The 20,654-nt window shown below is 63.3% G+C and carries 18 protein-coding genes; 12 read left to right on the forward strand and 6 right to left on the reverse strand.

All coding sequences use genetic code 11. The features are described 5' to 3' along the window. Window positions 1-4 precede the first annotated feature (4 nt). Window positions 5-1,174, forward strand: coding sequence for a hypothetical protein (locus tag RTW82_RS12765; RefSeq protein ID WP_271661145.1), 1,170 nt, complete (start codon window positions 5-7; stop codon window positions 1,172-1,174). Window positions 1,175-1,185: 11 nt separating this feature from the next. Beyond that, the gene (locus tag RTW82_RS12770; protein ID WP_316925296.1) at window positions 1,186-1,590 is read left to right on the forward strand and encodes a phosphate ABC transporter substrate-binding protein; all 405 of its coding nucleotides are present in this window, start codon (window positions 1,186-1,188) and stop codon (window positions 1,588-1,590) included. 284 nt (window positions 1,591-1,874) lie between these two features. On the opposite strand, the gene RTW82_RS12775 is transcribed toward RTW82_RS12770, so the two are convergent. Both RTW82_RS12775 and RTW82_RS12780 read right to left on the reverse strand, forming a co-directional pair. Then, window positions 1,875-2,498 (reverse strand): hypothetical protein, encoded by a 624-nt coding sequence (locus tag RTW82_RS12775; protein WP_316925297.1) that lies wholly within the window; start codon window positions 2,496-2,498, stop codon window positions 1,875-1,877. 334 nt (window positions 2,499-2,832) lie between these two features. Continuing rightward, the gene (locus RTW82_RS12780; RefSeq protein ID WP_271661147.1) at window positions 2,833-3,336 is read right to left on the reverse strand and encodes a Bro-N domain-containing protein; all 504 of its coding nucleotides are present in this window, start codon (window positions 3,334-3,336) and stop codon (window positions 2,833-2,835) included. Between the two features lie 532 nt (window positions 3,337-3,868). Between RTW82_RS12780 and RTW82_RS12785 the strand changes: the two genes are divergently transcribed. Both RTW82_RS12785 and RTW82_RS12790 read left to right on the forward strand, forming a co-directional pair. Continuing rightward, window positions 3,869-5,461: an anti-phage dCTP deaminase gene (locus RTW82_RS12785; protein WP_316925298.1), complete on the forward strand. Its 1,593-nt coding sequence runs from the start codon at window positions 3,869-3,871 to the stop codon at window positions 5,459-5,461. A gap of 1 nt (window position 5,462) precedes the next feature. After that, entirely contained in the window at window positions 5,463-6,026 is a 564-nt protein-coding gene (locus tag RTW82_RS12790; RefSeq protein WP_316925299.1) for a hypothetical protein, read from the forward strand. A 277-nt stretch (window positions 6,027-6,303) separates the two neighbouring features. Here the strand turns inward: RTW82_RS12790 and RTW82_RS12795 are convergent, their stop codons facing one another. Together RTW82_RS12795 and RTW82_RS12800 are read right to left on the reverse strand one after the other, a co-directional pair. Further along, window positions 6,304-7,470 (reverse strand): catalase family protein, encoded by a 1,167-nt coding sequence (locus RTW82_RS12795; protein WP_316925300.1) that lies wholly within the window; start codon window positions 7,468-7,470, stop codon window positions 6,304-6,306. A 69-nt stretch (window positions 7,471-7,539) separates the two neighbouring features. Next, a complete protein-coding gene (locus RTW82_RS12800) occupies window positions 7,540-9,417 on the reverse strand; it encodes a di-heme-cytochrome C peroxidase (protein ID WP_316925301.1) in 1,878 nt (625 codons plus the stop codon). Window positions 9,418-9,733: 316 nt separating this feature from the next. Between RTW82_RS12800 and RTW82_RS12805 the strand changes: the two genes are divergently transcribed. Beyond that, complete coding sequence (locus RTW82_RS12805; RefSeq protein WP_263404450.1) at window positions 9,734-11,020, forward strand: sigma-54-dependent transcriptional regulator; 1,287 nt, start codon at window positions 9,734-9,736, stop codon at window positions 11,018-11,020. A gap of 226 nt (window positions 11,021-11,246) precedes the next feature. On the opposite strand, the gene lpdA is transcribed toward RTW82_RS12805, so the two are convergent. Continuing rightward, window positions 11,247-12,647, reverse strand: coding sequence for a dihydrolipoyl dehydrogenase (gene lpdA, locus RTW82_RS12810; protein ID WP_184489045.1), 1,401 nt, complete (start codon window positions 12,645-12,647; stop codon window positions 11,247-11,249). Window positions 12,648-13,016: 369 nt separating this feature from the next. Then, window positions 13,017-13,904 (reverse strand): pseudouridine synthase, encoded by an 888-nt coding sequence (locus tag RTW82_RS12815; RefSeq protein ID WP_316925302.1) that lies wholly within the window; start codon window positions 13,902-13,904, stop codon window positions 13,017-13,019. A 190-nt stretch (window positions 13,905-14,094) separates the two neighbouring features. Here RTW82_RS12815 and RTW82_RS12820 point away from each other — a divergent pair, with 190 nt between their 5' ends. From RTW82_RS12820 to RTW82_RS12850, 7 genes are all read left to right on the forward strand, one after another. Further along, window positions 14,095-14,769 carry a GntR family transcriptional regulator gene (locus tag RTW82_RS12820; RefSeq protein WP_316925303.1) on the forward strand — a complete coding sequence of 225 codons (675 nt, stop codon included), beginning with the start codon at window positions 14,095-14,097 and terminating at the stop codon, window positions 14,767-14,769. Between the two features lie 52 nt (window positions 14,770-14,821). Further along, window positions 14,822-15,496 carry a DUF2848 domain-containing protein gene (locus tag RTW82_RS12825; protein WP_263404447.1) on the forward strand — a complete coding sequence of 225 codons (675 nt, stop codon included), beginning with the start codon at window positions 14,822-14,824 and terminating at the stop codon, window positions 15,494-15,496. Continuing rightward, entirely contained in the window at window positions 15,493-16,827 is a 1,335-nt protein-coding gene (locus RTW82_RS12830; RefSeq protein ID WP_316925304.1) for an amidase, read from the forward strand. The genes RTW82_RS12825 and RTW82_RS12830 overlap by 4 nt, the downstream gene beginning before the upstream one ends. Before the next feature lie 44 nt (window positions 16,828-16,871). After that, window positions 16,872-18,167: an MFS transporter gene (locus RTW82_RS12835; protein WP_316925305.1), complete on the forward strand. Its 1,296-nt coding sequence runs from the start codon at window positions 16,872-16,874 to the stop codon at window positions 18,165-18,167. Between the two features lie 228 nt (window positions 18,168-18,395). Next, window positions 18,396-18,713 carry a helix-turn-helix domain-containing protein gene (locus tag RTW82_RS12840; protein WP_265168507.1) on the forward strand — a complete coding sequence of 106 codons (318 nt, stop codon included), beginning with the start codon at window positions 18,396-18,398 and terminating at the stop codon, window positions 18,711-18,713. After that, window positions 18,706-19,968, forward strand: a complete 1,263-nt coding sequence (locus tag RTW82_RS12845; protein ID WP_316925306.1) for a type II toxin-antitoxin system HipA family toxin — start codon at window positions 18,706-18,708, stop codon at window positions 19,966-19,968. The genes RTW82_RS12840 and RTW82_RS12845 overlap by 8 nt, the downstream gene beginning before the upstream one ends. Before the next feature lie 223 nt (window positions 19,969-20,191). Further along, window positions 20,192-20,533, forward strand: a complete 342-nt coding sequence (locus RTW82_RS12850) for an I78 family peptidase inhibitor (RefSeq protein ID WP_021217265.1) — start codon at window positions 20,192-20,194, stop codon at window positions 20,531-20,533. Window positions 20,534-20,654 lie beyond the last annotated feature (121 nt).

A 20,654-nucleotide genomic window follows, 5' to 3' on the forward strand; every position in this document is an offset into this window, starting at 1 on the left:
CACGATGACCAAACTTCGTCTCCTCGGCCTGTCCATCTGCCTGGCAGGCTCTCCGGCGTTCGCGCTGGAGCAGGGCGAATACCGTTTCAACGGTTTCGGTACCGTCGGCGTCACCCACCTCGGTGGCGAGGACGACGGTCGCAGCTACGGCATCACCGGCCAGACCACCGACTCCTGGCGCGGCGACCAGCTGAGCAAGTTCGGCGCCCAGCTGAGCTACGGCCTCACCGACACCGTGGGCGTCACCGTCCAGGCCACCGCCAAGCCCCAGCAGGACGAGTGGAAGGCCAACCTCGAGTGGGCCTACCTGTCGTGGCAGGCCAACGACGAGCTGATGTTCCGCTTCGGCCGCCTGCGTACCCCCGTGTACATGTATTCCGAAAGCATCGACGTAGGCTTCAGCTACCCCTGGCTGCGCCTGCCGGACGAGGTCTACAGCCAGGTCCAGCTGTCCAACTACGAAGGCGCCGACGTCGTCTACAACATGCCGCTGTCCTTCGCCACGCTGTCGTTCCAGCTCGCTGGCGGCCAGGCCAAGAACCGTGACTACTTCGCCTACGACGACCAGTTCGACATCGACTACAACAAGGTCTTCGGCGGCAACGTCAGCCTCGCCACCAACGATTTCGGCACCTTCCGCGTCGGCTACGTAGAAGCCGACATCAAGACCGACATCACCGGCACCGTGGTCGGCATCCTGCCGCCGGGCGTTGGCGTGGTGCAGCAGCAGAGCCTGCTCAACCTCGACAACAAAAAGGGCAAGTTCACCTCCATCGGCTACCAGTACGACAACGGCACCTGGCTCACCGCCAACGAGTGGACCAGCCGCAAGGTCGAAGGCGACAACACCGGCAACACCGACTCCTTCTACCTGATGGGCGGCCGTCGCTTCGGCGAGTTCCTCGGCCACGTCACCTACGCCCAGCTGGATGACGACGAAGGCCGCCAGAACTCCTGGACCCTCGGCCTGAACTACAACATCCTGCCCACCGTCGTGCTCAAGACCGAGTACAAGCGCGTGGACACCAGCGGCGGCTACGACGGCGTATTCATCCGCAACGCCCAGGAGCTCTACGAGAACACCGTCAGCGAGCGCACCAACGGTGCCTTCGGTGTACCGGCCCGCAACTACGACGGCGACATCATCAGCGCCGGCGTCGAATTCGTGTTCTGAGGAGCCGGTACATGAAGCAGTCAATCAGCCTCCTGATCGCCGCCGCCGGCCTCAGCGCCGCCACCCTGGCCAACGCCGAAGTCGCCGTCATCGTCAATGCCGGTGCCTCGGCCAGCCCCTCGCAGTCCGACGTGGCCAACATCTTCCTCGGCAAGAACAAATCCCTCAAAGGCGTCGACCAGAAAGACTGGAACGCCACCAAGGAGAAGTTCTACACCGCCGTCACCAGCAAGAACGAAGCGCAGCTGAAGTCCTACTGGTCCGGCCTGGTGTTCACCGGCAAGGGCCAACCGCTGCCCACCGTCGCCGGTGACGCCGACGTGGTCGCCAAGGTCGCCGCCGAAGCCGACGCCATCGGCTACGTCGACAAGACCGCCGTGACCGACAAGGTCAAGGTGCTCTTCACCCTGCCGTAACCCGGCAGCGGTAATGAAAAGGCCGACGGGGCAACCCGCCGGCCTTTTTCTTTGCCCACCCAAACCCCAACGCAACCCCCTGTAGGGGCTAATTCAGTCGCCCGGCGATGCCCGGCATCGCGTTTTTTGTGGGAGCGAATTCATTCGCGATAGGCCGTCCCGCTACGAACCGAAAGCCAACAGGACGAACACCTGCCGTAGAGTGTGCCGCGCGCACCGCCGCACCGTGCTTCCGGTAAGTCCGAGGTGCGCACAGAACACCCTACGTCTGGAGAGGCGGTGCCTTAGGGAAGCTGGCACTCGTAATAAGCACCTTGGAGCGTGCTCGTAGGGCACCACTTCGCCATGTTGACCAGGTAAGCAGTGGGGTTGTACTCCGTAGCCTTGGTTAGGGCTTGCTTGGCCTCGTCGTTATTGACGTAGATTTTCACGCTGCGGAACGAGCCGGCCCGGCGAAATATCTGGGCATCCAGCCCAACACGCTGTTTGATTATCCCAACGGTTTTCTGCGCGTTATCCAGGGACGTATCTCCGCCCAGGATCACTCCCCAGGTATCCGCTGGGCTGGCTGCAGAAGGGGTGATAGCCGCACTGGAGGGAGTGACTGGAAGCGTGGTGGTCGAGATAACCGCCTTTGACTCATCTTCCGACATGGGGACTCCCGAATAGGCATCGAGTATCCTCACGGCCCAGCCTCTTATCTTCTCGTCCGCTTCCGCATTTTCGCCGGTGCGAGGGGCCTGGTTCAGTATGGTGACGGCCAGCTCCACGAACTTCACTTCCGCGTCCCGCTGCTTGTTCGCGTTGGCAACGACATTCGCCAGGATGCCCAGCATGACGGGAATCAGCACGGCGGCGATGGCTTTGCTGATGTAGTCGAGTTTCTGCCAGTTGTTTATGGATTCCATTCCGTCGTCCTCGGTTGTGCCTATCCGATCACCCTGTGTCACTTGCTGCGGTGCGGGTTATCACGAGGGTAGTTCACTTGATCCCGACAGGATGGCCATGTGCCGCGTGGACCGCCGCACGGTGCTTCCGGTGAGGCCGCAGGGGAATAGCACCGCCGGCTCCCCGGGCTGAAGCCCGGGCTACACACGGATCGCACGCAGGCTGTAGGGGCGACTTCAGTCGCCCAGCGATGCGCAGCATCGCGCTTGCGCAGGACCGAATTCATTCGCGACAGGCGGGGGCAGGGTGCAACCCACGACCCCCGCCCTGTTGGGCTTCGTCCCTCAGCCCAACCTACAGGAGCTGCAAGCCCTTCCAGCTCGGCAGGTTGCGCAGTTCCGGCTCGTCATGGATGGCCAGGAACACCGGCAGGTCGCGACGCGCGATCCAGATATCGCCTTGCCACTTGAGCACGCCCACCTGCTGGTTGGCCCAATGCATCAGGGCCCGTTGCGGCGCCGCCTCGGCGTCGCGGTGGCGGTCGTGCAGGGTGGGCAGCACCACCTCGCTCAGCCACTGGCCGATGCAGCGGTGCTCCGGGTGGCGGAAGCGGTACAGCGCCTTGTAGGCCCCGGCATCACTGATCACCTCCACCTCCTCGCGCAACCCGGTGGCGTACTCCAGCAGCACCCAGCGCTTCTGGTTCGGGTCCATGCGCTGGGGCAGGCGATAGGGGCGCAGCGCACCGATCATCCGCGCGAAATCCACGGCGACGAACCAGGGCTGGTTGTCGATCATCACGGCGCGCAGGGGATAGGTGTTGCGGTGGAAGAAGAGTGGGGTGAGTGCTTCGTGCATGGTGTAGCTCCTATCAGTTGGTTCAGGAGCTGCCGCCATTCGCTGTCAAACGAAGGGTGGCAGACCGCGTGGGGTTGACAGACCGGCGATAGGACCCGGCAGACCCGAGGGTCTCCCCACGCGATCTGCCATAGAGCAGTGCAGTTAAAACTGCATGCGAGCACGTGCCTGCAAAAAACGTTCGCCGTTTTTCGCATGCACCTAGCGGCGCAATCGCGCCTATCAGTACGGGCTGTCAAACCCGGTCGCGGGGTTTACCGCGACCGGCGAAGGATAGGGAGGTGGGGCGGGGAGGGCAACTGGATGAGTGGTGATTGACTAATTTTCACGTATTTGGCGTTGCCGATTCAGCTCAATACGATCAAGCCCGATGACGATTTGCAGTTTCTCGTGTGCATCTGCCGAGTCCTCGTTTATGATTACTCGATACGACTAGACGTTATGCTGCTTTCTCTGGAATCAGCTATTTAGCGGTAATAATAAAATTCAGGCATGAATTACTGGCTTGAGAATTTACAAAAGGAGTTGGGTGATGGCAGTGGCTAAAAAGATTTCACTTGTTGCTTCTAATGATAGTGCTAAGTCATCAAGCTCGCTGCTAAATAATTTAATTTCTAGAGAGCTGATATTCGCAGTTGTAGGGCCGGCAGGTTCTGGTACCAGTTGGATCGCATCGGCTCTAAGTGAGATTTTGAGGAAGTCTATTCCGGATTCAGAGGTGGTTGTCCTCAAGGCTAGTCAGGCAATTTCGAGTTGGGCGGAGTCAACAGGATTCCCAATCGACAATAGTTCAAGGCTGGCTAGGGCAAAGTCTCTTCAAGATGGTGGGGATAAAATTCGATCAAAAGATACTGCTGGTGTTGCAGTAAGCTTAATTTCAGAAATAATTAAAAAGAGAGATAGTGGCTCTGATGCGAAAGAGGCTCCGTTTCGGGTTTATATACTTGATTCGCTGAAAAATCCAGCGGAAGTTTCGTTGCTTCGAAGTGTTTATCAGGAGGCGTTTTGCCTTATAGGTGTTGTTTGTGAGAGTCAGAAAAGACGCTCTCGCCTAAGGGATGGAAAATGTAACTCCTCATCAGGAGAGGATATTGATAAATTCATTGAGCGTGATCAAGATTCTGGGCTAAATAGCGGTCAGAAAGTGAGTGATACTTTTCACCTTGCAGATTTCTTTATTGATAATACTGAAGATCGATTTAGCGATCAGGCGAATCGCGCCGAGAACCCAGAGTGGGATGTCAATGATCAATTGGGTCGTCTTATCGATATTTTAACTTTCAAGAAAATTGTCCGTCCCACTGCGAGTGAAACCGGTATGTTTCATGCGTACGGTGCGAAAATGACAAGTGCTTGTTTGTCACGACAGGTCGGTGCCGCTCTTATGGATGGAGCTGGAAATTTACTTTCTACAGGAAAGAATGAGGTTCCTGCAGCTGGTGGTGGTGTTTATGGTGGAGGGTTTCAAAGTGACTCTCAAAGTGATCATCGCTGTGCATATTCAAATGAGTACTGTAGCAGCAATAAACATCAAGATCTGATAATTAAAGAGCTGATGGATAGTATTCCGGAGTTACAGGGTGCTGAGCCCTTAAAAATAAAAGCCATTTTAAAGAAGACAGGTATAGGTCGTCTGCTCGAGTTTAGTCGTGCGGTTCATGCAGAAATGGATGCTTTGTTTACCGCTGCTAGACAGGGGATTTCTCCTGTTGGAAGTAGATTGTTTGTAACGACTTTTCCATGTCATTACTGTGCGAGGCATATTGTTTCGGCTGGTGTTGATGAGGTGCAGTATATTGAGCCTTATCCAAAAAGCTTGGCGTTTGACTTGCATGGGGATGCTATTGAAAGTTCCAAGGCGCTTTGGGTTTCACCTAGTGATGCCGTGATTGCAGGTAATAAATTGATTGTTAAGCTCGGTGAGCAAAGTTCTCCGAAGGTTTTATTTAGGGCATTCACTGGTGTGGCTCCTAGGTTGTATCGGCAAGCTTTTATGAAGGATAGAAAGCTAAAGGATGAGCAGGGTGAAATGACCTTCGGAAAGCCCGAGTGGTCATCAGGTCTTTTGGTTGAAAATTATCAGGCTATTGAGAAGCGGCTTGTTGAAAATATGATGGAGGAGTGACATGAGGAAATCATCTGTTCCTCCAAGGTTGTATGATGTGAATTCAAGGGAGTATTGTCAGGCCTATGAGTTTACAAATGTGCATGCTACAAAAAATGGTTTGGGTGTTAATGCTTTGGTCTTTATGATGGAGAGTGAAACTTCTAAGAAGGATTCATTTCTACAGTTTTCAAAAATCTATAATCCGGGCTGTATATTAGATTTAAGAATGGCTCCTCGGCTGGATGTTTTTTATGGCTCTAGAAAATTAAGCTTTATTTCGTTTGAGGAGCTGAATATTGAGTATTTTGATTTTTTTGGAAGAATTGGTGTTAATTCACAAGAGCAATTATCGAGGATGGAGTTTTATTTTGTAGAGGCTTGTGTCTATTTGTTGTCATCGAAGCGTTATCACTCACGCCCGGTTGTTTTGTTTTTTGATGATGATGAGGTGATGCAGGAGTGTTATGGCTATTTAAATAATTCTTTTAACTTGCATTTGCTTCCGGTTTCGGTTTTGAGTGTTGCTGAATTTAAATCTGGGCTTCTGAATGTTAAAACGTTAGTGGATCAGGCTCATAAGTGATGGTCTGTTTTTGTGTAATTTTTTTGGGCGTATTTTGTGGTTGGTTTTAGGGTTTCATATATGCCTTTAACATTGATAGATTGAAAGATTTCTTGATTGTTCTAGTTCGAAATTATTGCAATTTTTGAAGGGTCCTATGTTGCGTCTAGTCTTGCATCATTAATTACTCCCGCCTCTTCAACTCGTTTTTGCATTTCATCTGCGTGTGCCGGCTCTCTTCATAACTCTTTGGAGTTGCAGGCCAGCCAGCACTCCCGCGCCAGCCGGCCTCCTCACATCACTCGCTCTCTTTCACCTCAGCCTGCGGCTGCGGCACGCCATTCCGTTCATGCCGGTACACGCTTACCGTTTCGTACACCACCTTGCGCAGGCGGTTGATGCCGCCGATGGGGCGGTGTTCGGGGAGGGCGTGCCAGGGGTTGAAGGAGAGGTTGTCGCAGAATTCGTTCTGCTCGCGGCTATCGAAGTCCTGCGCGGGCACCTTGATGGTGGCGACGGTCTTGAAGGGGGAGACCTTCTCGCTCCAGGCCACGCTGGTGTCTTCGATGGGCATGTAGTACTGCGGGTTCTGCACCTGCACCTGGAGGGCGAAGCAGGCCGGTACGCGGTCCAGCGAGAGTTGCTGGTAAAGGGCGTTGCGCAGGAAATTGGGCAGGTCGGTGTTCTGCTTGGGCAGCGTGTACTGGGGGCAGGATTGCGGGTCGGGGATGACGCGGTACTTGATGTTGGCCTGGCCGAGCTTGTACGGCGAGACGGAGCTGTAGACGGTGTCGGTGGGGCTGTCTGGCGCCGGCGCGAGGGTTTGCAGGGCGATCAGCATGTGGCGGATCTCCCAGGTGCGCGGGTCGAGGCTGGGGAAGAAGGCGCCGACCTTCTGGCCGTTGGCCTGGGCTTCGAAGTTGCTGCGGTATTCGGCCACGTCGCGGATGAAGAAGACGTCGTGGTTGAACATCACGAAGTCCTGCTCGGTGGCGTGGTCCGGTGCGTTCATGAGCTTCTGGCCGGGCACGTCGAGCAGCTTGATGGCCATGCCGCGGGCGTCGCGGGCGCTGTCGAACTGCGGGTAGGCGTTGCCGTTGGAGAGGCGCATCCAGGCTTGCCAGGTCTTGCCCGGTTCGGCGAGCACGCCGGCGCGCAGGTCGCTGGCCAGGTCCTGGGCCACGGTGACTTCGGCCTTCACGCAGCCGTGGGCCTTGGCGTGGGCATCGCGCATGACGCGGGTGTTGTCGCGGTGCTGTTCGACCACGCGCACGGCTGATTCCATGATCGCCTTGGCGTCGCTGGCTTCGTTCGGCGGGATCTGTTCGTTGGCGGAGACGGGGCCGGAGAATTTCCAGCCGTAGTAGAGCGAGCCGATACCCCAGCCGAGCAGGCCGACGACCAGGAGGATGAGGAGGAGCTTGCCGAGGAGGCGGCCGAGCCAGAGCCAGAAGCGCTTGAGCATGGGAGCTTGAGTCCTTGTTGTTCGTTCCCAGGCCCTCCCCGTGGCGGGGAGGGGTTTTACAGCGGTCTATCAGCCTTCGCAGGCGGGGCCGGGCGTCCAGGGTTTGGGCGCGACGGGGCTGAGCTTTTCCTCCAGGGGCTGGTTGCCCATGACCTTGAGGTATTCGATCAGCGCGAGGCGTTCGTCCGGCGAGAGGGCGCGGCCGATCACGCCGTTCTGGCGGCAGCCGTCGCGGAACTCATGGCCCTGGTTGCCGTTGCCGGTGATCGAGGTCTTGAACAGGAAGCCGCCCGGGAACTTGTCGTGCTGGAAGCCGGCGAACTGCGGGTCGTACTCGAAGTTGCCGACGTAGAACTCCTTGGCGCGCTCGGGTACGGGGGAGAGCAGCTGGAAGATCGTGGGCACCGAGCCGTTGTGCAGGAAGGGCGGGGTGGCCCAGATGCCGTCCAGCGGGCGGGCCTTGTAGGCGCGCAGTTCGCGCACGCCGATCTTCAGGCCGTAGCCGTCCATCTGCTTGCGTTCCTCGCCGCTGATGCCGGCTTCCTGGTAGGCGCGGTCTTCGACGAAGGCAGTGAGGTAGGCCAGGCCCTTGGCGCTGGAGATCTTGCTGAAGTCGAGGTCTTTCAGCGGCGGCTTGCTGAACAGTTCGACGTCGAGCTTGGAGAGCTGCTCCTTGGTCCAGCCGAGCTTGGTGATGTCGAAGCGGTGGTCGGCGATGTTGTCGGCGGTGGTGGGGTCGGTGCCGATCTTGTCGGTGGCGACCATGCGCATCTTCCATTCCGGGTCGCGGTCGGGAGCGAGGCGCTTGTCCACCGGTTGCGGGTTGGGGGCGTGGCAGTAGGCGCAGTTCTCGGCGAACAGGGCGCGGCCCTGGCTGGCGCGGGGCAGGTCGATCTTGCCGAAGACCTCTTCCGGCCAGGTCGGCGGCTTCAGGGTCTTGAGGGTTTCTTCCAGGGTGTGCAGGTCACGCACGCGCACGCTGGAGGCGTAGCGCTGGTCCAGCGGCACCGGCTGGCCGTTCTCCTGGTGCAGGGTGAGGCTGGCGCCCACGCCGAGGGATTCGCCGATGTTGCGTGCCATGGGCTGCATGGCGGAGCCGTTCCATTGCACCCAGTCGAACTTCCAGATGTCCCACAGCTGCGGGTAGCTCACCGGGGCGTTGGCGATGCGGTAGTTGGCCGGGTCGATGGCGTCGCCGAACACGCTGTTGGCGATGCGGCCGAAGGCGTCGGTACGGCCAAAGCCTTCCTCGGTGGGGTAGAGGCCGCGGTGGGTGTCGTTCCAGGCGGTGCCGAGCAGGCGGTCGAGCACATCCTTGAAGTCGCTGCGCAGTTCGTCCTTGCCCTTGGGGTATTCCTCGCCGAGTACCGTCTTGGCGAAGCGGTTGAACTTGAGCGGGTTGTAGTAGGTGAAGGCCATGCTCATGCCCAGCGCCTGGCCGAAGCCGCCGCCCTTGAGGGTGGGCACGGTGGAGGCGAGGGAGTGCAGGGCGGCGCCGCCGTCGATGCGCACGGCCTGGCCCTTGTAGTGCAGTTCGCCGGTGTGGCAGGCGGCGCAGCTGATGTCGAGGTACTGCTGGCCTGTGTCGTCGTCCTCATGCCGGGCGAAGCCCACGGGCAGGTTGCCGGGGTTCAGCTCGGTGGGCTTCTGCTTGGGGTCGACGAGGAAGCCGAAGCGGCCGAGGTATTCCGGGCGGGCGAACTTGTCGCTGGAGAAGGGCAGCTCGAGGGCGGTGAACCAGTCGTAGCGCAGGCCCTTAACCGTGGTGCCCTGGGGGGTGTAGTAGTAGGTCTGACGCGCCTGTTCGTCCCACTGGTCGAGGTAGTGCAGCTGCTCGGGGGCTTTGTAGGTGGGCAGGTTGGGGTTGGCGACGTAATAGAGGACGACCGCCAGGCCCACGAGGACGAGCACGAGCAGAAGCACCAGGGTGCGACGCAGGATTCGCATCAGATACATCCTTGTAACCAGTGTGGAAAATCCTACGTTATGCCAATCAATAGGAATATTGGCAAGGTGCTATTACCAATGTCCTCAGATTGGGGTGTTTTGTCGGTTGCGTCATGTTTTTGCAATCCCATTTCCCACGGCCTTTTCGGCATAGACCCGCGCCATCTGACGGCGCTGTGGCTTTAAGAACTTTTCGCGATTTTTCCTATAAGAAATGGTTCCATACCCCGTCAAAGATATTGCTAGCGTTACAGTCAGGCGCGCCAAACCCTTGTTTTTAAAGAATTATTCAAAAAATTGGCGCCAAGGATGGGACATGTTGGACACCATCACTCCTAGTACCCGCCGCGTGCTGATGATCGACCCTTGTGAGGAGTGCCGACAGCTATTGCCGCGCTTGCAGGCGAGCGGTTGGACTGTGGAAAGCCGCGAATCACGACAGGCCCAGGCCGGCGGTTATGACGTAGGCCTTTTATGCCTGCGCCATGAGCACCTGGATAACCCCGAACGCATCAAGACCCTGATCAGCAGCAGCGGCACCGAGTGGATCGGCCTGCTGGGGCCGGATATCGCGCCCCAGGAGCGGGTGGAGGATTTTGCCGGCGAGTGGTTCTTCGACACGCTGGAAATCCCGGTGGATTCCACCCGGCTGCAGGGGCTGCTCGGCCGCGCGTTCGGCATCGCCCGGTTGCGCGGGTTGGGCAGCCGCCAGGGCGCCGAGCACGAGCTGCTGGGGCAGAGCCGGCCGCTGCGTGACCTGCGCAAGCAACTGACCAAGTTCGGCCCGCTGGACAAGCCGGTGCTGATCCTCGGCGAGAGCGGCACCGGCAAGGAGCTGGTGGCGCGCACGCTGCACCGTTATTCGCGGCGCGTGGGCGGCCCCTTCGTGGCCTTCAACTGCGGGCTGCTGGACGAGGCCGGCTGCAGCGCCGCGCTGTTCGGCCCCAATGGGCGCCTGCAGGCGGCAAGCGGCGGCAGCCTGTTCCTCGACGCGGTGGGCGAGTTGCCCCTGGAGGTGCAGCGCACGCTGATGCACTGCCTGCGCACCCGCAAGTTGCCGCAGCCCCAGGGGCCGGCACGCAGCCTGGATGTGCGCCTGCTGGTGGCTTCCGACCGCGACATCGAGCTGATGGCCGAGCAGGGGCGCTTCCTCCCCGAGCTTTACCAGCTGCTGGCGGCGCATCAGGTGCGCCTCACGCCCCTGCGTCGGCGCCAGGGCGACATCGCGCTGTTGGCCAATTACTTCGCCGACCTCTACAGCCTGGAGTCCGGGCACAAGCCGCGGCAGTTCAGTGAGGAGGCGCTGACAGCGATGGTCCGCCACCACTGGCCGGGCAACGTGCGCGAGCTGGCCAGCCGGGTGCGGCGCGGCTATGCGCTGGCGGAGGGGGAACAGATCGAGGCGGGGGAACTGGGCCTGCACAGCGTGCCGATGGACAGCGTGCTGATCGGCACCCTGGACGACTACAAGCGCCGGGCGGAATACCAAGCGCTGTGCGATGCGCTGGCGCGCTACGGCAATAACCTCAGCCTGGCGGCGCGGGTGCTGGGCATTTCGCGGCCGACCTTCTACCGGCTGCTGCACAAGCATCAGCTTCTTTAAGCAGCCGGGCTCCGTGCAGGGAGCCGAGCCCGCGCGCCGATGTGTTCTTGTAGGGTGTGCCGCGCGCACCTGGGAGTTTGCCGGAGGCACCGTGCGGAGGTGCGCACGGCACACCCTACGGCACGCGTTCGTCCTGCCGGGCTCTGAGGAGCCAATGGCTCATGGTCACGTCTCAAGCAAACGAAAAAGGCGCCGGATAGGCGCCTTTTTCATTGGCATCACGCCGTCAGCTTTGCATCGCCCAGCCGCTGACATCCATGGCCGCCTGGCGCAGCGCTTCGGAGCGCGTCGGGTGCGGGTGGCAGATCAGCGCGATGTCTTCGCTGGAGGCGGAGAACTCCATCGCCACGCAGTACTCGCCGATCATCTCGCTGACGCTGGGGCCGACCAGGTGCACGCCCAGCACTTCGTCGGTGCGCTCGTCTGCCAATACCTTGGCGAAGCCTTCGGTCTCGTGGTTGATCTTGGCGCGGCTGTTGGCGGTGAAGGGGAACTTGCCCACCTTGTAGGCGCGGCCCTCGGCCTTCAGCTGCTCCTCGGTCTTGCCCACGGTGGCCACTTCCGGGCGAGTGTAGATGACGTTGGGGATCACCTCGTAGTTCACCTCGGCCTTGTGCCCGGCGATGCGCTCGATGCAGACGATGGCTTCGTCCTCGGCCTTGTGCGCGAGCATCGGGCCGGAAGTAACGTCGCCGATCACCCAGACGTTGGGCGTGGTGCTCTGGTGCTTCTCGTTGGCGAGCATGCCGCGCTTGTCGACGCTCAGGCCCACGGTTTCCAGGCCCAGGCCCTGGGTGTAGGGGCGACGGCCGATGGCCACCAGCACGTAATCGGCCTGGATGCTTTCCGCCGCGCCGCCGGCAGCCGGCTCGACGCTGAGTTCGACGCCGTTCTTGCCGCTCTTGGCGCTGGTGACCTTGGAGGCGAGCTTGAACTTCATGCCCTGCTTGGCCAGGGCGCGTTGCAGGGTCTTGCCGGTTTCCACGTCCAGCCCGGGGCAGATGCGGTCGAGGTATTCCACCACCGTGACCTCGGCACCCAGGCGGCGCCAGACGGAGCCCAGCTCCAGGCCGATCACGCCGGCACCGATCACCACCAGGTGCTTGGGCACCTCGGGCAGGGACAGGGCGCCGGTGGAGTCGAGGATGCGCTTGTTGTCGATTTCCACGCCCGGCAGCGGAGTGGGCTCGGAGCCGGTGGCGATGACGATGTGCTTGGTCTCCAGCACCTGCTCCTTGCCGTCGGCGCCTTTCACGGCGACGCGACCCGGGCCGTCGATGCGCCCCCAGCCCTTGATCCACTCGGCCTTGTGCTTGCGGAAGAGGAATTCGATGCCCTTGGTCAGGGCGCTCACGCTGTCGGCCTTCTGTTTCATCATCTGGCCGAGGTTGAGCGTGGGCTTGACCTCGATGCCGAGCAGTTCGAATTCCTTGCCGCTGGCCGCTTCATAGAGTTCGGAGGCGTGCAGTAACGCCTTGGACGGCATGCAGCCGACGTTGAGGCAGGTGCCGCCCAGGGTCTCGCGGCCTTCCACGCAGGCCACCTTCAGGCCCAGCTGGCCCGCCCGGATGGCAGCGTTGTAGCCGCCTGGGCCACCGCCGATCACAACCACGTCGTATTGGCTCATGAAATTTCCTTCTGTCTCGATTGATGGCTATCAACCCAGCAAGCGTAGTGGAGCTTCACGGCGCGTCCATCGGCTTTGGATGACGGCCGTAATATCCTCGCGCCTGAATGATCGGTCAAGAAAGGATCGTGAGGGTCAGGGGGGATAAGGGCGTGGAGCGCTCTGGATTGTGGGAGCGAATTCATTCGCGATCGGAGCCCGGTCGGGGCTCCGGACGGCGGCGCTGTGCACCGCTGGGCGAAGGAATTCGCCCCTACAGGGGGCAAGCCGGTGGCGTGGGTGGGGCGGTGGGGCTTTCGCGAATGAATTCGCTCCCACGGGGTAGGTTGGGCTGAGGCACGAAGCCCAACGCAGCGGAGCCCTTCGGGATTAAGTGATATCCATCAGGCGCAGCTGGCTTTCAAAGCGCAGCGCCTCGCCGCTGATGGGGTCGACGAAGGCCAGCTCGCGGGCCAACAGTTGCAGGGGGCGGGCGTGGTCGTCGGAGGCGTTGGTGTCGTGCAGGTCGGGGTAGAAGCCGTCGTTGAGGATGCCGGCGCCGAGGGCGGCCATGTGCACGCGCAGCTGGTGCTTGCGGCCGGTCACCGGGTGCAGGGCGTAGCGCCACAGCTGCGGGCCGCGCTCGATCACCTCCAGGCGGGTTTCGGTGTTGGGCTCGCCGGCCACCTGCTGCATGCGGAAGAAGGGCTCGCCCGCTTCCAGGCGGGTGCGCAGGGTGCAGGGAAACTCCAGCTGCGGCAGCGGCGCGGCCACCGCCTCGTAGCGCTTGTGCACGCGGCGCTCGCGGAACAGCGCCTGGTAGGCGCCACGGCTGCTCGGGTCGCGGGAGAACAGCACCAGGCCGGCGGTGTGTCGGTCGATGCGGTGCAAGGGCACCAGCCCGGGGAGACCGAGGCGGCGGGTGAGGCGCGCCTGCAGCGTCTGCTCGACGTATTCGCCGGCGGGCATCACCGGCAGGAAGTGCGGCTTGTCGGCCACCACCAGGCGCTCGTCCTGGTAGAGCACGCGCTCCTCGAAGGGGATCTCCCGCTCCTGCGCCACTTCGCGGTAGTAGCGGATGCACAGCCCCTGCTGGTAGGGGCGCGTGGCGTCCACCGGCTGGCCTTCGCCATCGGTGACCCGGCCACGGGCCATGCGGTCGAGCCAGGTGGCGCGGTCGATGGCCGGAAAATGCGCGCACAGGCAGTCGAGCACCGTGATCCAGGGGCCCTGGGGCAGGTGCAGCGTGCTGGGGCGCACATTGGGTTCGGTGCTCATGGCCATCTCCGGCAACGCCTGGCGGGGCGCGCATTAGGCCGCAGCGGGGGCGGGCGGTCAAACCCCGGCGTGCTCGTTTTCCCATTGCCCGGTGGGGCTTCGGCCGGCAGCAGAAGCGGACGGCCTCACCTGTCGAGCCTTTGAAACTTCAGCCTAGGATCACGGCCACTTCAAGCCACCGGGCCCCGCCATGACCGCCTTCGAAACCGCCCCCTCCGCCCCGGCGCCAGCCGCCTCGCTCTCGCTGCGCGACGCCGCCTACAGGGCCATCAAGGCGCGGATCATCCGCTGCGAGTTCCGCCCTGGGGAGGTGCTCAACGAGGCCGCGCTGGCCAGCGGCGTGGGGCTGGGCCGCACGCCGGTGCACCAGGCGCTGCAACGCCTGGAGGCCGAGGGGCTGGTGTCGATCATCCCGCGCAAGGGCGTGCTGGTGACGCCGCTGTCCATCGACGAGGTGCTGGAGATGATCGAGGTGCGCCTGTGCAACGAGGTGCTCTGCGTGGGCCTGGCCATCGAGCGCGCCAGCCAGACGGAAATCGCCGCCATGGACGAGCTGCTGGCCCGCGTGCCGGCGCTGATCGCCGAGCGGGACGTGGCGGCGCTGTCCGCCCTGGACCTGCAATTCCACCTTGCCATTTCGGCGGCCGCGCGCAACCGCGTGCTGGCCGAGCTGCTGCGCGGCCTGCACGAGCGCCAGGCGCGCTTCTGGTTCCTCTCGCTGGCCACGGCCGGGCACCAGGAAGCGGTGCACCAGGAGCACCTTCGCATCCTCGAGGCCTTCCGCACGCGGGATGTGGCAGCGGGGCAGCGGGCCATGCGCGACCACATCGAAGCCTTCCGCAGCACCATCGGCAGGAGCATCTGAAGCCGGGGCAAACGGGCCCCGGCGCCTTTTCATGTACGCAAGGAGAATGACCATGGCACTGGATTTCATCGTCGCGGGCGAGCGTCGCCTCGCCTTCGAACCCCGGGAACTGGTGATCGCCGGCTGGACCGGGCGCAACCGGGTGGCCGTCGACCGGCACATCGCCGAGCTGGAGACGCTGGGCATCCGCCCGCCCACCGAGGTGCCGTGCTTCTACCAGGTGGCGGCTTCGCTGCTGACCACCGCCGAGAGCATTCAGCTGCCCCGCGACCATTCCACCGGTGAGGTGGAATGCGTGCTGATCGCCGCCTGGGACGGCCTTTACGTCGGCGTCGGTTCCGATCACACCGACCGCCAGGTGGAGGCGCTGGACATCACCCTGTCCAAGCAGCTCTGCGCCAAGCCGGTGAGCCGCCAGCTGTGGTCCTTCGACGAAGTGGCCGGGCATTGGGACAGCCTGGTGATGCGCTGCTGGCGCGAGCGCGAGGGCCAGCGCGAGCTGTACCAGGAGGGCGAAGCCGGCAGCATGCTCGACCCGCTGGACCTGATCGAGCGGCGCAACGGTGGCATGACCCTGCCCCAGGGCAGCGTGATGTTCTGCGGCACCCTCGAGGCGCTATTGCCCATCGCCCCGGGCGAGGCCTTCTGCGTCGAACTGCACGACCCGGTGCTGGAGCGCACCCTCAGCCACCGCTACACAGTGGAAGTACTGGAGGTGGAGGCATGAACGGCCTCGTCACCCTGGCGGAATGGTCCGCGCGCCTGTCCAACGGGCGCACCAGCAGCTGCGAGCTGACCGAAACCATGCTGACGCGCGCCCAGGAGCACTTCGCCGGCGGCGGCCATGCCTTCATGGAGCTGGACGAGGAGGGCGCCCGCGCCGCCGCCGCGTTCGCCGACCAGCGCCTGGCCCTGGGGCGACGGGTGTCGCCGCTCGATGGCCTGCCGGTGTCGATCAAGGACCTGTTCGACATCGCCGGCCAGGTGACCCGCGCCGGTTCGCGGGTGCTGGAATGGCAGGCCCCGGCCACGGTGGATGCGCCCGCCGTGGCGCGCCTGCGCGAGGCCGGCGCCGTGCTGCTCGGGCGCACCAACATGACCGAGTTCGCCTATTCCGGCCTTGGCCTCAACCCGCACTTCGGCACTCCCCTGTCGCCCGTGGGCGAGGGGCTGATTGCCGGGGGCTCCAGCTCCGGGGCCGCCGTCAGCGTGGCGCTGGGCATGTCGGTAGTGGCGCTGGGCACCGATACCGGCGGCTCGGTGCGCATCCCGGCGGCCTTCTGCGGCATCACCGGCTTCAAGCCCACGGCGCGACGGGTGCCCAGCGAGGGCATGGTGCCCCTGTCGCAGAGCCTGGATTCCATCGGCCCGCTGGCGCCCACGGTGGCCTGCTGCGCTCAGGTGGACGCGCTGCTGACCGGCGCGCAGCCCTGGCGCGATGCCGGCCTGCCGCTGCAGGGGCAGCGCTTCTTCGTCACCCCCGACTACGTTTTGGAAGACCTCGCGCCGGAGGTGGCGCAGGCCTTCGACTGGGCCATCGCGCGCCTGGCGGAGCAGGGCGCGGAGATCGTCGAATTCCGCTTCCCCGAGCTGCTGCGCCTGCCGGAGATCAATGCCGGTGGCGGCTTTGCGGCGGCCGAGTCCTGGCATTGGCACCGCGAGCGCCTGCTGGCCGAAAGCGCCCGCTACGACCCGCGCGTGGCGGTACGCATCGAGCGCGGCAGCCGGCAGAGCGCCTGCGACTACCTGGAGCTGCTGCTGGAGCGCGCCGAGCTGAAGGCCCGCGCGGCGGAGGTGCTGCTGGGCGCGGATGCCTGGCTGATGCCCACGGTTTCCATCGCGCCGCCGCGCCTGGCGGAGATCACCGATGACGACGCCTTCCAGCGCATCAACGCGCGGGTGCTGGCCAACCCCGCCGTCATCAACTTCCTCGACGGCTGCGCGCTGTCCATCCCATTGCCGGAACGCCCCGGCATCGCCCTGAGCCTGTGCGGGCTTGGCGGGCAGGACGCCAACATCCTGCAACTGGGGGCCGCGGTGGAGCGCTGCCTGGGCTGACCCTTCACCTCTGCGGGCGGCCTGGCCGCCCCGGGAGCGATCGCATGTCCATTTCCGATCCGGCCCGTTCGCGCCTGCGCGAGCGGGCTTACCGCCGCATCACCTGGCGCCTGGTGCCCTTCCTGGTGCTGCTGTTCATCCTCGCCTGGCTGGACCGGGTCAACGTCGGCTTCGCCAAGCTGCACATGCTCGACGACCTGGGCTTCAGCGAAGCCGTCTACGGCCTGGGCGCGGGCATCTTCTTCATCGGCTATTTCCTCTTCGAGGTGCCGAGCAACCTGCTGCTGGAGCGCATCGGCGCGCGGCGCACCCTGGCGCGCATCACCATTTGCTGGGGGCTGATCTCCACCGCCATGTTCCTGGTGACCACGCCGATGCAGTTCTATGTGCTGCGCTTCCTGCTCGGGGTGTTCGAGGCGGGCTTCTTCCCCGGTGTGGTGCTCTACCTCACCTACTGGTTCCCCAGCGCACGGCGCGCCCGGGTCAATGGCCTGTTCATGACCAGCTTCGCCCTGGCCGGGGTGGTAGGCGGGCCGCTGGCGGGGTTGATCATGACGGGCATGGCCGATGTCGGTGGGCTGGCCGGCTGGCAATGGCTGTTCATCGTCGAAGGCGTGCCCTCGGTGCTCGCCGGCCTGCTGGTGTTGCGCTACCTGCCCGAGCGCCCGGCGGACGTGCGCTGGCTGAGCGCCGCGCAGCGCGCCCTGGTGAGCGCCGAAGTGGCCGCCGACGCCGCCGCGCCGGGCAAGGCTTCCGGCCTGCGCGACGCCTTCTGCAACCCCCATGTGTGGCTGTGCGCGGCCATCTACTTCTGCCTGGTGAGCGGCAATGCCACCATCGCCTTCTGGGTGCCGACACTGATCCGCGATTTGGGTGTGCAGCGCAGCCTGGATATCGGCCTGCTGGCCGCCTTGCCCTTCGCCGTGGGCACGGTGGCGATGGTGCTCAACGGCATCCATTCCGACCGCAGCGGCGAACGGCGCCTGCACTGCGCCGGTGCCGCCGCCCTGGCCGCAGTCGGGCTGGCGGCCTGCGCCGCATCCATGGGGCATGGCGTGGCGGCGATGCTGGCGCTGACCCTGGCGGCGGTGGGCATCCTCGCCGCCTTCCCGGTGTTCTGGTCGCTGCCCACGCTGTTCCTCACCGGCACGGCGGCGGCCGGCGGCATCGCGGTGATCAACTCGGTCGGCAACCTCGCCGGCTTCGCCGCGCCCTACCTCATCGGCTGGGTGAAGGACCGCACCGGCGCACTGGCTGGCGGCCTCTATGGGGTGGCCGGCCTGGAGCTGCTGGCAGCGCTGCTGGTGGTGGTGTTCATCCGCAAGGCGCGGCGTGTGTAGACCCTTGCGTGGGAGGGCGTGCTGGTTACCTAGGGCCGAGCAGCAGACCGTCGCAAGCTGTGCTCGCTCCGCATGCACGAGGCTCTAACTGCTAAATTCAGTATTCCGAAGATTATTGGCGCTATTCTTCAATAAGACGTGTTTTTATGAAGTTATAGGGCTTTCCGAATTTTCATATAACTCTATAATTATGCGTATTAAAGGCGATTTCTGGGTTTAACACTCGATATGATGAATTTAGGTCTGGTAAAGCCGGCGGAAGTGGTCGAACTGCTCTGCGTGCGTCTGCGCCAGGAGCGCCTGATCCAGGGGATGACCCAGGCTGAGGTGGCCGCCCGTGCCGGTATCGGCGTTGGCACCCTGTCCAACCTGGAGGCCGGGCGCAGCGTCGCGTTCGACAGCGTGGTTCGCGTGGCGATGGTTCTGGGGCGTCTCGAGGAGCTGGAGCTGCTGTTCATGCCGCAACTGGAAAGCCTGGATGACATCCTTCGCTATGAGCAAGGCGCCCAGCGTCAGCGGGTGAAAAGGAAAGCCGGCGATGTCTAAGCGGGTCGACGTCTACTACGACGGCTGGGGCGCGCATTGGCGCTGGGGTTCGCTGGTTTCCTCGACCGCGCTCACCGGCCGCCCGTTGATCGCCTTCGAGTACAGCGAAGAGGCGCTGGAGTCGGGGCTGGAGCTGTCGTCCCTGCGTCTGCCCTTGAAAGGCCCACGGCTGCGCAGGGATTTTCCCGATCATCAGCTGTCGCTGCCGGGGCCGGTCTACGACTCGTTGCCCGATGGTTGGGGCATGTTGCTGATGGACCGCCTGTTCAAGCGCCGTGGGCTCAACCCCGCCCATGTCGGCCCCCTGGAGCGCCTGACCTACATAGGCGCGCATGCCATGGGGGCGATGTCGTTCGAACCGGCGGCAGCAGAACCGCCGCTGCCCGCCGAGGAGATTCCCCTCGAGCAGCTGGCGGCGGAGGTCCAGGAGGTGCTCGACGGCGAGGGCGGGGAGTTCCTGCAGCAGTTGATGCTCATGGGCGGCTCGCCGCACGGCGCACGGCCCAAGGTCCTGCTCTATCGCGACCCTGCGTCCGGCCGCTTCAGCACCGCGGCGGCACCTGGCCTGGATGCCTGGCTGATCAAGTTCCCGGCGGCCTGGGAGCACCCCGAGGTGTGTGCCACCGAGGCGGTCTACGCGCACTGCCTGCGCGAATGCGCGATCGACACCCCGGGCACCGAATACTTCGAACTACCCAATGGGCGGGCTGCGTTCGCCAGCCGACGATTCGATCGGCAGCAGGGCATGCGCGTCCCCATGCAGAGCCTGGCCGCCTTCACCGGGGCGGACTTCCGCGCAGCCGGCGCATTGGATTACACCAGCTTCCTGCGGGCGACCCAGTTCTGCTGCAACGACGTGCGGGAGAAGGCGCGCGCCTTCGAGCGGATGGTGTTCAACGTGGTGTTCAACAACCGCGACGACCACCCGAAGAACTTCGCCTACCGCATGTCTTCCAGCGGTCAATGGACCCTGGCCCCGGCCTACGACGTGACCTTCTGCGAAGGGCCGGGCGGCTACCACCAGATGGATGTGATGGGCGAAGCGCTGCGCATCACCCGCCAGCACCTGCTCAAGCTCGCCGTGGACGAGGCGGACCTCTCGGCGCGGGACGCCGCCGATGTCATCGCACGGATCTGCGACGTGGCCAGTGGTTTTACCGCCTGCGCCGAGGGCCAGTTCCCTCAGGGCATCACCCGTGACACGGTGCGCACGATCCAGGGGCGCATCGACGACAACATCGCGCTGCTCGGCTGAGGCGCGTACCCCGCCAAGGATGTGCTAAGCCTGCATAAGGCCGGCGCAGTGACATGCCGCAAGGATTTCACCGTGCAGCGCAACGGGCAGCGGGCCGGAGCCGCGCTACAATGCGCGCCTGCGTCGGGAACGGCGAGCCGGCGGTGCGTGTCCCATGCACGCGGCCCGGGCCTTCCCAGCCACCGATTTCAGCTTCGTTTTCACTTTGTATGAGGATCGCAGTATGTCTCGCACTTCCATCACCCTTGGCCTGGCGCTCGTAGGCGCTCTGCTGGCCGGCTGCAGCTCCACCGATGCGCCGGCGGAGAAACCTGCCGCCGCTGCCACCGAGAGCCTGCCGGCCGCCGCTCCTTCGGAAGACGGCCGCTGCTCGTCCGGCCCGGTGCGCTCGCTGATCGGCAAGGCCGCCACCCCCGAATTGGTGGAGCAGGCCAAGAACGCCGCCGGTGCCAGCGACGTGCGCGTACTCAAGCCGGGCAGCGTGATGACCCTGGAATACAACTCCCGCCGCCTCAACATCGACACCGACGACACCAACCTGATCAAGGGCGTCAGCTGCGGTTGAGCTGATCCACCTCCAGGGCCCGCGTCGCCGGGCCCTGTCCCTCCCGCTGCTGCCATAAGGCTCCGTCCACACCTGTGGTGGTGCCATCCTTCAAGGGTTACGGACTTCGCCCTCTGTGCCC

Origin of the sequence: Pseudomonas sp. zfem005 (assembly GCF_032621735.1) — a bacterium.
GTDB classification, from domain to species: Bacteria; Pseudomonadota; Gammaproteobacteria; order Pseudomonadales; family Pseudomonadaceae; genus Metapseudomonas; species Metapseudomonas solani.

What these genes read in the sequence shown, in the direction of transcription:
- RTW82_RS12765 (WP_271661145.1), top strand. Translation starts at nt 5, where the DNA reads ATGACCAAACTTCGTCTCCTCGGCCTGTCCATCTGCCTGGCAGGCTCT.
- RTW82_RS12770 (WP_316925296.1), top strand. Translation starts at nt 1,186, where the DNA reads ATGAAGCAGTCAATCAGCCTCCTGATCGCCGCCGCCGGCCTCAGCGCC.
- RTW82_RS12775 (WP_316925297.1), bottom strand. Translation starts at nt 2,498, where the DNA reads ATGGAATCCATAAACAACTGGCAGAAACTCGACTACATCAGCAAAGCC.
- RTW82_RS12780 (WP_271661147.1), bottom strand. Translation starts at nt 3,336, where the DNA reads ATGCACGAAGCACTCACCCCACTCTTCTTCCACCGCAACACCTATCCC.
- RTW82_RS12785 (WP_316925298.1), top strand. Translation starts at nt 3,869, where the DNA reads ATGGCAGTGGCTAAAAAGATTTCACTTGTTGCTTCTAATGATAGTGCT.
- RTW82_RS12790 (WP_316925299.1), top strand. Translation starts at nt 5,463, where the DNA reads ATGAGGAAATCATCTGTTCCTCCAAGGTTGTATGATGTGAATTCAAGG.
- RTW82_RS12795 (WP_316925300.1), bottom strand. Translation starts at nt 7,470, where the DNA reads ATGCTCAAGCGCTTCTGGCTCTGGCTCGGCCGCCTCCTCGGCAAGCTC.
- RTW82_RS12800 (WP_316925301.1), bottom strand. Translation starts at nt 9,417, where the DNA reads ATGCGAATCCTGCGTCGCACCCTGGTGCTTCTGCTCGTGCTCGTCCTC.
- RTW82_RS12805 (WP_263404450.1), top strand. Translation starts at nt 9,734, where the DNA reads ATGTTGGACACCATCACTCCTAGTACCCGCCGCGTGCTGATGATCGAC.
- lpdA (WP_184489045.1), bottom strand. Translation starts at nt 12,647, where the DNA reads ATGAGCCAATACGACGTGGTTGTGATCGGCGGTGGCCCAGGCGGCTAC.
- RTW82_RS12815 (WP_316925302.1), bottom strand. Translation starts at nt 13,904, where the DNA reads ATGAGCACCGAACCCAATGTGCGCCCCAGCACGCTGCACCTGCCCCAG.
- RTW82_RS12820 (WP_316925303.1), top strand. Translation starts at nt 14,095, where the DNA reads ATGACCGCCTTCGAAACCGCCCCCTCCGCCCCGGCGCCAGCCGCCTCG.
- RTW82_RS12825 (WP_263404447.1), top strand. Translation starts at nt 14,822, where the DNA reads ATGGCACTGGATTTCATCGTCGCGGGCGAGCGTCGCCTCGCCTTCGAA.
- RTW82_RS12830 (WP_316925304.1), top strand. Translation starts at nt 15,493, where the DNA reads ATGAACGGCCTCGTCACCCTGGCGGAATGGTCCGCGCGCCTGTCCAAC.
- RTW82_RS12835 (WP_316925305.1), top strand. Translation starts at nt 16,872, where the DNA reads ATGTCCATTTCCGATCCGGCCCGTTCGCGCCTGCGCGAGCGGGCTTAC.
- RTW82_RS12840 (WP_265168507.1), top strand. Translation starts at nt 18,396, where the DNA reads ATGATGAATTTAGGTCTGGTAAAGCCGGCGGAAGTGGTCGAACTGCTC.
- RTW82_RS12845 (WP_316925306.1), top strand. Translation starts at nt 18,706, where the DNA reads ATGTCTAAGCGGGTCGACGTCTACTACGACGGCTGGGGCGCGCATTGG.
- RTW82_RS12850 (WP_021217265.1), top strand. Translation starts at nt 20,192, where the DNA reads ATGTCTCGCACTTCCATCACCCTTGGCCTGGCGCTCGTAGGCGCTCTG.